This is a genomic window from Streptomyces ziwulingensis, from assembly GCF_039542605.1.
Classification (GTDB): Bacteria; Actinomycetota; Actinomycetes; order Streptomycetales; family Streptomycetaceae; genus Streptomyces; species Streptomyces ziwulingensis.
In genome coordinates this window covers 196,850-207,917 of sequence record NZ_BAABIG010000005.1, presented here as the reverse complement: position 1 = coordinate 207,917, position 11,068 = coordinate 196,850, and the positions used below count along the sequence as shown (strand labels likewise).

The following is an 11,068-nucleotide window of genomic DNA, read 5'->3' as shown; positions in this document are numbered from 1 at the left end:
TTTTTGGGGAAAGCCCCGCATCTTATGATGCGGGGCTTTCCGCATTTCCGGGGCCGTTTGGTGTCGTTTAGTGTCGGGGTCATGCGCTACGACCTGGTTATCTTCGACAACGACGGTGTCCTCGTGGACAGCGAGCCGATCTCCAATCGGCTGCTCGCCGGCTATCTGAGCGAGTTGGGACATCCGACGTCGTACGAGGACTCGCTGCGGGACTACATGGGGGCCGCCCTGCACCGGGTCCACGACCTGATCCGGGAGCGTACCGGGCAGGAACTGCCGGAGGACTTCGACGAGGTCTTCCACGGGCGGGTCTTCGCCGCCTTCGCGCGCGACCTGGAGCCGGTACCCGGAGTCCCCGGGGTGCTGGAGAAGCTCGCCGCGGACGGGGTCACGTACTGCGTCGCCTCCTCGGGAAGCCATCAGCGGATCCGGGTCGGGCACCGGAAGACCGGCCTGGACCGGTGGTTCGACGACCGGCGGATCTTCAGTTCCGAGGACGTGGGGCGGGGCAAGCCGGCGCCGGACCTCTTCCGGTACGCGGCCGAGCGGATGGGGGTCGCGCCGGAGCGGTGCGTCGTGGTCGAGGACAGCCCGCTCGGCGTGCGGGCCGCGGTCGCCGCCGGGATGGACGTCCTCGGGTTCACCGCGATGACGCCGGCCGCCCGGCTCGGCGGAGCCCAGCGGCTCTTCGACGACATGGCGGAGCTGCCCGGCCTGCTGGTCTGACAACCGGTACCGGCAGGTCGGGACGCTCGTCCTGGATCTATCCAGCCGTGGTCGCGGGCCCTACGCTCGCCGCCATGACGGATCTACTGCGGCGCGGCCGGGCCTCGCTGGCGTTCGGCTTCCTCGCCCAGGGCGTCGCCTTCGCGCTGCTCGTGACCCGGATCCCGGCCATCCAGGACCGGTACGGCGTCTCCGACGCGTTGCTGCCGGCCTTCCTGGCGGCCGTACCCGTACTGGCGGGTGTCGGAAGTGTGGTCACCGAGAAGCTGGTGCGGACGGTGCGGCCGAGCCGGGTACTGCGGTGGTCGCAGCCCGTGGTGCTGCTGGCACTGCTCGGAGTGGGGCTCGGGCAGCGGATGGTCGTGCTGGCCGTCGCGCTCGCCGCGTTCGGGCTGGCGGTCGGGGCACTGGACGCCTCGATGAACATGCTCGGGGTCAGCCTGCAGCGGACGTACGGGCGGAGCATCATGCTCGGGTTCCACGCCGCGTACAGCCTGGGCGGGGTGCTGGGGGCCTCGCTGGCCTGGGCGGGGGCGCACTGGGAGCTGGCGCTGTGGGTGTCGTACCTGCCGGTGGTGGCGGTGCTGCTGCCGGCGGTACTGGTGGGAAGCCGCGGTTACGTCGACGGTGACCCGGCCCCGGCGGAAGGGAAGGCCGGCGGCGGGGGCGTGTCCTTCCGGATGCTGCTGCCGCTGTGCCTGGTGATGGCGTTCGCGTACATCGGGGACTCGACGGTCTCCAACTGGAGTGCCAAGTACCTCCAGGACGTGCTGGGCAGCTCCGAGCAACTCGCGACCGTGCCGTACAACGTGTACATGGTGACCACGCTGGTGGGGCGGGCCGTCGGGGACCTCGGGGTGCGGCGGTTCGGGGCCGCGGCGGTGGTGCGGGCGGGGGCGCTGGTGGCGGCGGCCGGGTTCGCCGTGGTGGCGGGGGCGTCCGGGCCGTGGCTGGGCATGGGCGGTTTCACGCTGCTGGGACTCGGACTGTGCGTGCTGGTGCCGCAGACGTTCGCGGCGGCCGGCCGACTCTTTCCCGGGCGGTCGGACGCGGCGGTCGCCCGGCTGAACGTCTTCAACTACGTGGGCTTCCTGGTCGGTTCGCCTTTGGTGGGGGCGCTGGGGGACGCGTGGAGCTACCGCGGCGCCATGCTCGTACCGATGGCGCTGGTGCTGGTGACACTGGTGTACGCCCGGTCGTTCGAGAGTGAACCGGACCGATACGGTGGCGGGCATGAGCGGTCGCGCACGGCTGATGTGGGACGAGGCGGTAACGGGCTATGACTTCGGTCCCGAGCATCCGATGGACCCGGTACGGCTCGACCTGACCAGACGGCTGGTCGACGCGTTCGGCCTCGACCGGGCGCTGGACGTGGTCGCGGCGAAGGCGGCCGGCGAGTCGACGCTGAAGCTGGTGCACCGGCCGGACTACATCGACGCGGTGAAGGCGGCGTCGGCGGATCCGGCGGCGGCCGACGGGTCGTACGGACTGGGGACGGTCGACGATCCCGCCTTCGCGGGGATGCACGGGGTGTCGGCGCTGATCGCCGGGCAGTCGGTGGGGGCGGCGGAGGCGGTGTGGCACGGGGAGGCGCTGCACGCGGTGAACTTCGCGGGCGGCCTGCACCACGCGATGCCGGGGGCGGCCTCGGGGTTCTGCGTGTACAACGACGCGGCGCTCGCCATCGCCCGGCTGCTGGAGCTGGGCGCGGAGCGGGTGGTGTACGTGGATGTCGACGTGCACCACGGGGACGGGGTGCAGGCGGCGTTCTGGGAGGACCCGCGGGTCCTGACGATCTCCCTGCACGAGCATCCGCGGACGCTGTTCCCGCAGACGGGATGGCCCGAGGAGACGGGGGCGGCCGGTGCCGCGGCGGGCTCCGCGGTGAACGTGGCGCTGCCGGCCGGCACGGGGGACGCGGGATGGCTGCGCGCGTTCCACGCGGTGGTGCCGGAGCTGGTGGCGGAGTTCCGGCCGCAGGTGCTGGTCACGCAGCACGGGGCGGACACCCACTTCGAGGATCCGCTGGCGCACCTCGCGGTGTCGCTGGACGCGCAGCGGGCCGTGCAGGTGGCCTGTCACGAGCTGGCGCACGAGCACGCCGGGGGGCGCTGGGTGGCGCTGGGCGGAGGCGGATACGCGGTGGTGGACGTGGTGCCGCGGTCGTGGACGCATCTGGTGGCGGTCGCGGCGGGGCGCCCGGTGGAGCCGGAGACGGTGATTCCCGAGGGGTGGCGGCAGCAGGTGTACGCGCGGACCCGGCAGCCGGGGCCGATGCGGATGACCGACGGGCGGTGGCCGGTGGGGTGGGCGCCCTGGGAGGCGGGGTACGACCCCGCGGACCGGGTGGATCAGGCGGTGCTGGCGGCCCGGCGGGCGGTGTTCCCGCTGCGGGGGCTGCTGGCGTGACGGGCGTTACGCCGGATGTGGGGCCCCGGCCGGTTCGGCGGTGCGGGGAAGGCGGGTCCGGGAGGATCGGGGGGTGGTGACCCCCGGGCAGCTCCGTGCTCATCTGCTGAAGGCCCGTCTCGCCGGGGTGGTGGCGACCTCGCGGGAGGTCAGCCTGCGCAATTACCGCCTGTTCGCCGCCCGGGACCCGCGGGCGATGATGGGGATCGATCCCGAGGGCGCCTGGCCGCACCGGGATCTGCTCGGTCTGATGGCGGACAGGTGCGGCGTTTCGGCCGACCCGCGGCACACTTCGGGGCAGGATGTCATCGACCCCGGCCGGACGCTGTCCGCGCTGGACGCCTTCGCCGGCCGGCTGGCCGCGGCGGCCCGGGACCGCGCCCCGGTGCTCCTCGGCACCGGGCATCCGCACTGTCTGCTCGGTTTCTACGCCGCTCTCGCGGACGCTTTGTCGACGGCGGGATGTGCTGTCCTCACCCCGGCGCAGGGTCGTCGTGTCGACATAACGACCCGGTTCGGTCTACGTACGCACAACCTCGACTACGTACGAGGCGTCGCGCTGGTCCGGGAGGACACCGGTGAACGCTCCGGTGGTGAGCCCGGCGCACACACCCACTCGCCGCTCCCGGTTCGGACCGCTCTGGCCGGTGCGGCAGAGGCGGGAGAGGGCCTGCCGGAGCTGGTGATCGGAGACCACGGATGGGTCTGCGGAGCAGGTCAGCTAGGGTTCGAGGCCATCGGTCTCGCTGATACGGACGACCCCGCCCTCTTCGTGGGGCAGGCAGAGGGGTCGGTGTCCGTCGTCGTTCCACTTGATGACGGCGTGCGGTCCGATTACTACCTGCCGCTTACCCGCTACGTACTCAAACGAGCGTGTCTGTCCCAGTAGGACGCCGATGCGTGCACCTCTTCCCCACTCGCATCACCCGCACCTACATTGGGGAGTGAGCACGCAGCGACGAAGAGTCACCGGAAGGGGAAGCCGGCGGCCGTCGAGTGCGGAAGGTTCAGGTGTGTCATGGCTGCAGACCAGAGGCCTCTGAGCGAGGTTCAGTTCCTTACCGTGGCGGAGGTCGCCTCGGTGATGCGAGTGTCGAAGATGACCGTGTACCGGTTGGTGCACAGCGGTCATCTGCCCGCGATCCGGGTGGGGCGGTCCTTCCGCGTCCCCGAGAACGCGGTTCACGAGTACCTCCGCGAGAGCTTCGTGGGGGTGGACACGGCCTGACGGCCCCTCGATTACGACCTCAGCGCTCGGACGGGTAGGCTAAGCCCTCGTAGGTCGTGTGGGCCCATGGCGCCCAAACAACCGAGTGATGAGAAGTGAGCGAGGGTAGTCGTGGGCTCTGTTATCAAGAAGCGGCGCAAGCGGATGGCTAAGAAGAAGCACCGCAAGCTGCTCAAGCGCACGCGCGTGCAGCGTCGTAACAAGAAGTAGGCGACGCGACGCGACGAAGCGTGGCATGTGGCCCTCCACCGGTTCCGGTGGAGGGCCACAGTCGTGCCCGGCCGTCGTCACAGGGCGGCGCCGACCGGCTAGGTTGGCCCTCTGGCGGGGAACGCGGCAGGGTACCGAGGGGCTCTGCCGGCGGGTTCCCCTGGCGGAAGGAAGGCGCTGATCTTGGGCAAGGTCGTGCTCGTGACCGGGGTGGCCCGTCAACTGGGGGGCCGGTTCGTGCGGCGCCTGCGGCGGGACCCGGACGTGGACCGGGTGGTCGGGGTGGACGCGGTCCCGCCCGAGCACCACCTCGGCGGCGCCGACTTCGTCCAGGCCGACATCCGCCAGCCCACCATCGCGCGGGTGCTCGCCGAGACGGGTGCCGACACGGTCGTGCACATGGACGTCACCGGCACCCCGCTGGGCAGCGGCAGCCGTACGTCGGTCAAGGAGACCAACGTCATCGGCACCCTCCAGTTGCTCGGCGCCTGCCAGAAGTCGCCGGTCGTGCGGCGGCTGGTGGTGAAGTCCAGTACGAACGTCTACGGGTCCGCGCCCCGCGACCCGGCGGTGTGCACGGAGACGACCCCGGCCAAGTCCCTGCCCAGCGGCGGCTTCGCCAAGGACGCCGTGGAGGTCGAGGGGTACGTGCGGGGCTTCGCCCGGCGCCGGCCGGACGTCGCGGTGTGCGTGCTGCGGTTCGCCAACATCCTGGGCCCGCTCACCGACACCCCGCTGGCCTCGTACTTCTCGCTGCCGGTGCTGCCGACGGTGCTCGGTTACGACCCGCGGCTGCAGTTCGTGCACGAGGACGACGCGATCGAGGTGCTGCGGATCGCCTCGCACGAGCCGCGCCGGGCCACGCTGAACAGCGGCACCTTCAACATCGCCGGGGACGGTGTCCTGCTGCTCTCCCAGTGCTCGCGGCGGCTCGGCCGGCCCACCGTGCCACTGCCGCTTCCCGCGGTCACCTGGGCGGGCTCGCTGGTGCGTACGCTGGGGGTGACGGATTTCTCACCCGAGCAGATACGGCTGCTCACCCACGGCCGGGTGGTGGACACCACGCAGATGCGCGAGACGCTGGGTTTCCGGCCGACCCGCACGACCGCCGAGACGTTCGCGGACTTCGCGCGCGGCCGGGGCCCCGGGCTGCTCCCGCCGCAGGCCGTGGCGGCGGCCGTGGACCGGGTCGCGGCGTTGCCCCTCGCGGGCGGCGGTCACCCCACCCCGACGCAGAGCGCCAACTGAGGAGCGCATCAACGATGGCGGACGCCAAGGTCATTCCGTTCGACGACGACCGTTCCCGGCCGGGCGCCGCGTCGCGCCCGCCGCGTCGCCGGGGCGCGGGGAGCCGGCGCAGAAGCGCCGGGGAGGCCACCCCGGTCCACGAGGTGCAGCCGCTGCCCGCGGGGCGGGACGGGGAGCGGGACGGGGAGCGGGAGCCGCAGGAGGACGACGGCGGCCTTCAGGCGCGTCTCGCGGGCGGGCTGGCCTTTCTGCGCCGCCGCCTCACCGGCGAGTACGAGGTCGACGACTTCGGGTACGACGCCGAGCTGACCGACCAGGTGCTGATGTCCGTGCTGCGGCCGGTGTACGAGAAGTACTTCCGGGTCGAGGTGAAGGGCGTGGAGAACATCCCGTCCGAGGGCGGCGCGCTGATCGTCGCCAACCACTCGGGGACGCTGCCGCTGGACGCCCTGATGATGCAGGTCGCCGTCCACGACAACCATCCGGCCGGCCGGCATCTGCGGCTGCTCGCGGCCGACCTGGTCTTCGTGCTGCCGGTCGTCAACGAACTGGCCCGCAAGCTGGGTCACACCCTGGCCTGCGCGGAGGACGCCGCCCGCCTGCTGGACCAGGGAGAGCTGGTGGGGGTGATGCCGGAGGGGTTCAAGGGCCTCGGCAAGCCCTTCGGCGACCGGTACAAGCTGCAGCGGTTCGGCCGGGGCGGGTTCGTCTCGACGGCGCTGCGCGCGGGGGCGCCGATCGTGCCGTGCTCGATCGTCGGGGCGGAGGAGATCTATCCGATGATCGGCAACTCCCGGACGCTGGCGCGGCTGCTGGGCTTTCCGTACTTCCCGATCACGCCGACGTTCCCGTGGCTCGGTCCGCTGGGGGTGATGCCGCTGCCGACGAAGTGGACGATCCAGTTCGGTGAGCCGATCCCCACGGACGGCTATCCGCCGGAGGCGGCCGAGGACCCGATGCTGATGTTCAACCTGACCGACCAGGTGCGGGAGCAGATCCAGCACACGCTCTACAAACTGCTGGTGCAGCGCCGGTCGGTCTTCTTCTGACCGGCCCTGACCGGTTACGGCTGTTTCTGACCGGTTACGGCGGTGGCGGCGTCCTCGTCGGGAGGGGCGCCGCCACCGCCGTAACCGCTCGGGGTGGGTCAGTCCGTGTCCTCGTCCTCGATGCCGAGGCCGGGGAGGAGGCCCGGGAGGAGGGGCGGGAGGGTGACGTCCGGCTCGGGGACGGGCGTCCTGCTTCCCGTGGACGGCGACGCGGGGTCGCTGTCCTTCGGCGGGTCGAGGAGACCGCCGGTGTTGCCGCCGAGGAGGCCGTCGTCCTCGGGGCGGTCGGAGTCGGTGGACTGGCCGGGGCTCTTGCCGCCGTCCGGGTGTCCGTGGTCGGAGGTGCCGCTGCGGCCGGTGCTCGGGGCGGCCGGGTGGCTGGAGCCGGGCGGGCGGGTGGTGGACGGGCCGGTGCCGTCCCGCCGCTCGCCGCCGCCCCGCGCCGGTGGCGCGGGGAGCAGGGACTGCAGCGGGGCCACGTCCTGATCCATGGCGTCGAACACCGACGACACCTGTTCGCTGACGTCTCCGAGCTGCACGGGCAGCCGGTCGCGCAGCGCCCCCCAGGCCTCGCGGTGGGAGTGGGAGAAGGCGGAGAGCGCCCGCATCGGGCCGAGCGAGTCGGGGTCCCGGGCGTACGCCTCGCTGAGCAGCCGGTGGCCTTCGGAGACGTCGTGCCGCATCCCGGACAGGGCGCGGCGTACTTCGCCGAGGGACTCGTGGTCGAGCCGGCCGCCGCGTCCGCGTTCCATCAGCCGGCGGGCTTCGCTCAGTCTGGTCGACGCCTGGTCGAGGTAGGCCCGGCCGCGTTCGTCGTCGCTCTCGGCGAGGCCGCGCTTGAAGTCCTCGATGCCGCGTTTGAGTCCGTAGAGCCCGTCGCCGGGCAGGGCGTCGGAACTGGCCGCGGCCACTCCGCCGAAGGCTCCCGCGGCCACCCCGACGCTGAGTCCGCCCGCGGTCAGGCCCTTGGCCAGCCGGGTGCGGGGGCGGAAGCGTTTGAGCGGGGTCGCCCGGTGGGCGCCGCGGGCGCGGCGCTGCTCGGGCATGGCCGGATTCGCCGTTCCGCCCAGGGCGGTGCCCTCTTGGAGCATGGCCTCGAACGCGGCCACCAACTGGGCGCGCTGGACGACCTTGACCTCGGGGTCCAGCGTCGGCTTGGGCAGCGTGTCGAGACCGGTGGTCAGGGCCGTCAGCCGGCCCTGCTCGGTCTGGTCCGCCGCCTCGGCCGGTGCCGGTCCCTCGGACTGCTCGGCCACCGGGCCCCGATCGGACTGCTCCTCCAGAGCCTGGGCGAAGGCGTTCGCCCGCCGGTGCGCCGATACGTTCGCGATCACTGGCGGCACCTCCTCTCGTCATCACGGTCGGCTCCCCAGGGGGTCCTGAGGGTTGCACTCCCCGGCCGTGACCACACGATCGTGTGATCGAAATCGGCCGGGGAGTGACCACAGGGAGCCTGCACCGGCACAACGAGCGGTACGGCACTTGGGTTACGGACGGCGGGCGAGTGGTGGGCGGAGCCAACGGTGTCTCACCGGTGGTGACTTGGCGGCCGCGCACGGTGGCGGTGCCCCGGCGGGGCCGGGCGGTCAGCGGGCGTCGTCCGGCAGCAGCCGGGCGAGGGTGCGGACGGCCCGGTACTGGAGGGTCTTGATGGCGCCCTCGTTCTTGCCCATCACGCGGGCGGTCTCGGCGACGGAGAGGCCCTGGAGGAAGCGGAGCGTCACGCACTCCTGCTGCTGAGGGTTGAGCCGTCGTACCGCGTCGAGCAGGGCGGCGTTGGAGAGGGACTCCAGGACGGAGTCCTCGGGGGAGCGCGCGACCTCGTTGGCGTCCAGCATCTCGCCGGTGGTCACCTCCAGCCGGAAGCGGCTGGACTTGAAGTGGTCGGCGACGAGGTTGCGGGCGATCGTCACCAGCCAGGCGCCGAAGTCGCGGCCCTGCCAGGTGAAGGTGCCGATGCGGCGCAGGGCGCGCAGGAAGGTCTCGCTGGTCAGGTCCTCGGCGGTGGCCTTGCCTCCCACGCGGTAGTAGATGTACCGGTACACGGTGTCGCTGTACTGGTCGTAGAGACGCCCGAAGGCGTCGGCCTCGCCGGCCTGGGCACGTTCGACCAGGTCCATCATCCGGGCGCTGTCGCTGTCCGCGGCCGGGCGCCGGGCGGCCGTCCCGGACGGCCGCCCGCGTCTGCCGGACTCCCGCCCGTCGCCGGAGCGCCGTCCGCCGACCACGGCGCTGCGCGCCGACCCCTGTTCGAGGCTGTCGGCGAGTGCGTAGCACGGACCGACGGGGGCGGTCGCGAGGGCGAGGGCGGGGACGGGGGCGGGGACGGCGTACGCGGTGGGGACGAAGTCGCGCAACAGGTCGTGAAGCGTGTTGACCGTTGCGCGCAGCGTAGCCAGGCCCGAGGCGTCAACCCCGACGTGTGGGTACACGGGACTCCCAGAGGCAGAGCTTCCATCACGTGCAGTGCGGGACCTTTCACCCGCCGTGGCGACGGAGGGGTACCGGAATGCGTCTGAGGAGAATAACGCTTCGTGCAGGCTCTGCTACACCCAGTTGCTCAAATCGTCGGTTACGTCGCTTCTGTAACCGAATGACGGCCGATCCGGTACCGGAGAGTGATCGATTTCTGATCGGAAGGGCCCGATTTTCGGATGGCTCCGAGACAACTTGTGGCCGGGTGGGTGCTGGGGGACTGAGGCGGGCGCCGCCTGGGTACGTCAGACGGATTGGCCGGCGAACGGGGCCGGCGGCATCAAGGCGTCAACTTCCGACACCGGGGTTCACCGGCGGCGCCGGTGCAGGGCGATCGCGGCGGCGGTGCCGCCCGCCACCGCGCCCACGCCGGCCGCGGCCGGGATGCCGACCTTGGCGGCCTTGCGGCCGGTGCGGTAGTCGCGCAGCCGCCAGTCGAGGTCGCGGGCGTGCCGGCGCAGCTTGGAGTCCGGGTTGATCGCGTAGGGGTGGCCGACCAGCGACAGCATCGGGATGTCGTTGTGGGAGTCGCTGTAGGCCGCGCAGCGGGTCAGGTCCAGGCCCTCCGCCGCCGCCAGGGCGCGGACCGCCTCCGCCTTGGCGGGGCCGTGCAGGGGCTCGCCGACCAGCTTGCCGGTGTAGACGCCGCCGATCGACTCCGCCACCGTGCCCAGCGCGCCGGTCAGGCCGAGGCGGCGGGAGATCACCTGGGCGATCTCCACCGGTGCCGCCGTCACCAGCCAGACCTTCTGGCCCGCGTCCAGGTGCGCCTGGGCCAGCGCGCGGGTGCCCGGCCAGATCCGCTCGGCCATGTACTCGTCGTAGATCTCCTCGCCGATCGACTTCAGCTCGGAGACGCGGTGGCCCTTGACGATCGACAGGGCCGCGTCGCGGGCGTCCTGCATGTGCTCGGGGTCCTCGAAGCCGGCCAGCCGGAACCAGGTCTGCTGCCAGGCGAAGCGGGCCAGGTCGCGGGTCTCGAAGAACTTGCGCTTGTACAGGCCGCGGCCGAAGTGGAAGAGCGCGGCGCCCTGCATGACGGTGTTGTCGAGGTCGAAGAAGGCGGCCGCGCGGTCGTCGCCGTGGACGGGGAAGTCCGGGTCCTTGGCGGAGACGGGAAGGTCCTGGCTGGATTTGCGGGCGGCCTCCGCCGAGGCCTCGCCTGCCAACACGCTCCGCGCCGTGGCGGAACGCCTACGGGGAGTGAGCCATCCGAGAGCGGCCATGTCCGTGAGCATAGCCAGTTTGTTCGGGTGTTCCGGAGTCGAGAGGTTGGGAGGCTGTGAACTCTCCGCGACCGGGTCGTTAAAGAATGTGCCCGGCCCGCGTGTCGGTCCGGCCGGACGGGGAGTCCCGCCGCCGTCGCGGGGGTTCCCGCGGCGCCGGGCCGCGCGAGAATGGCGGGCATGAGCCCCGTCCTCCGCAGAAAGACGCCGCCGCGTCCTGAGCCTCATCTCGTCACCCTCATCCGCAAACCTGGCTGCCACCTGTGTGATGACGCACAGCTCGTCGTCGAGAAGGTCTGTGCCGACCTGGGGGTCCGGTGGGAGTCCCAGGACATCACCGAGAACCGCCGGCTGCACGACGAGTACTGGGAACAGATCCCCGTCGTGCTCGTCGACGGCAGGCAGCACACCTTCTGGCGGGTGAACGAGGAACGCCTGCGCAAGGCACTGACCGACGAGACGGAGTAAGTCCGGGTAATCCGGATGGTCGCTTAGGA

The 11,068-nt window shown here is 71.8% G+C and carries 12 protein-coding genes; 9 read left to right on the top strand and 3 right to left on the bottom strand.

Going from position 1 to position 11,068, the window contains the following annotated elements; genetic code table 11:
• Window positions 1-81: 81 nt before the first annotated feature.
• From ABEB00_RS02955 to ABEB00_RS02920, 8 genes are all read left to right on the top strand, one after another.
• Window positions 82-726: an HAD family hydrolase gene (locus ABEB00_RS02955; protein ID WP_345617223.1), complete on the top strand. Its 645-nt coding sequence runs from the start codon at window positions 82-84 to the stop codon at window positions 724-726.
• A gap of 74 nt (window positions 727-800) precedes the next feature.
• Complete coding sequence (locus ABEB00_RS02950) at window positions 801-2,009, top strand: MFS transporter (RefSeq protein WP_345617222.1); 1,209 nt, start codon at window positions 801-803, stop codon at window positions 2,007-2,009.
• A complete protein-coding gene (locus ABEB00_RS02945) occupies window positions 1,960-3,135 on the top strand; it encodes an acetoin utilization protein AcuC (RefSeq protein WP_345617221.1) in 1,176 nt (391 codons plus the stop codon). Before ABEB00_RS02950 ends, ABEB00_RS02945 begins: the two co-directional genes overlap by 50 nt.
• A 73-nt stretch (window positions 3,136-3,208) precedes the next feature.
• Window positions 3,209-4,024: a phosphatase gene (locus tag ABEB00_RS02940; RefSeq protein ID WP_345617220.1), complete on the top strand. Its 816-nt coding sequence runs from the start codon at window positions 3,209-3,211 to the stop codon at window positions 4,022-4,024.
• A 129-nt stretch (window positions 4,025-4,153) separates the two neighbouring features.
• A complete protein-coding gene (locus tag ABEB00_RS02935; protein WP_320783200.1) occupies window positions 4,154-4,363 on the top strand; it encodes a helix-turn-helix domain-containing protein in 210 nt (69 codons plus the stop codon).
• A 111-nt stretch (window positions 4,364-4,474) separates the two neighbouring features.
• Complete coding sequence (locus ABEB00_RS02930) at window positions 4,475-4,573, top strand: 30S ribosomal protein bS22 (RefSeq protein WP_003948845.1); 99 nt, start codon at window positions 4,475-4,477, stop codon at window positions 4,571-4,573.
• Window positions 4,574-4,756: 183 nt separating this feature from the next.
• Window positions 4,757-5,821 (top strand): NAD-dependent epimerase/dehydratase family protein, encoded by a 1,065-nt coding sequence (locus ABEB00_RS02925; RefSeq protein ID WP_345617219.1) that lies wholly within the window; start codon window positions 4,757-4,759, stop codon window positions 5,819-5,821.
• A gap of 14 nt (window positions 5,822-5,835) precedes the next feature.
• A complete protein-coding gene (locus tag ABEB00_RS02920; protein WP_345617218.1) occupies window positions 5,836-6,870 on the top strand; it encodes a lysophospholipid acyltransferase family protein in 1,035 nt (344 codons plus the stop codon).
• A 98-nt stretch (window positions 6,871-6,968) separates the two neighbouring features.
• Here ABEB00_RS02920 and ABEB00_RS02915 read toward each other — a convergent pair whose 3' ends face one another.
• From ABEB00_RS02915 to ABEB00_RS02905, 3 genes are all read right to left on the bottom strand, one after another.
• Window positions 6,969-8,204 (bottom strand): DUF5667 domain-containing protein, encoded by a 1,236-nt coding sequence (locus ABEB00_RS02915; protein WP_345617217.1) that lies wholly within the window; start codon window positions 8,202-8,204, stop codon window positions 6,969-6,971.
• A gap of 252 nt (window positions 8,205-8,456) precedes the next feature.
• Window positions 8,457-9,302 carry an ECF subfamily RNA polymerase sigma factor, BldN family gene (locus ABEB00_RS02910; protein WP_345617216.1) on the bottom strand — a complete coding sequence of 282 codons (846 nt, stop codon included), beginning with the start codon at window positions 9,300-9,302 and terminating at the stop codon, window positions 8,457-8,459.
• A 351-nt stretch (window positions 9,303-9,653) separates the two neighbouring features.
• The gene (locus tag ABEB00_RS02905; protein ID WP_345617215.1) at window positions 9,654-10,571 is read right to left on the bottom strand and encodes an HAD family hydrolase; all 918 of its coding nucleotides are present in this window, start codon (window positions 10,569-10,571) and stop codon (window positions 9,654-9,656) included.
• A gap of 171 nt (window positions 10,572-10,742) precedes the next feature.
• Between ABEB00_RS02905 and ABEB00_RS02900 the strand changes: the two genes are divergently transcribed.
• Complete coding sequence (locus ABEB00_RS02900; protein ID WP_345617214.1) at window positions 10,743-11,039, top strand: glutaredoxin family protein; 297 nt, start codon at window positions 10,743-10,745, stop codon at window positions 11,037-11,039.
• Window positions 11,040-11,068 lie beyond the last annotated feature (29 nt).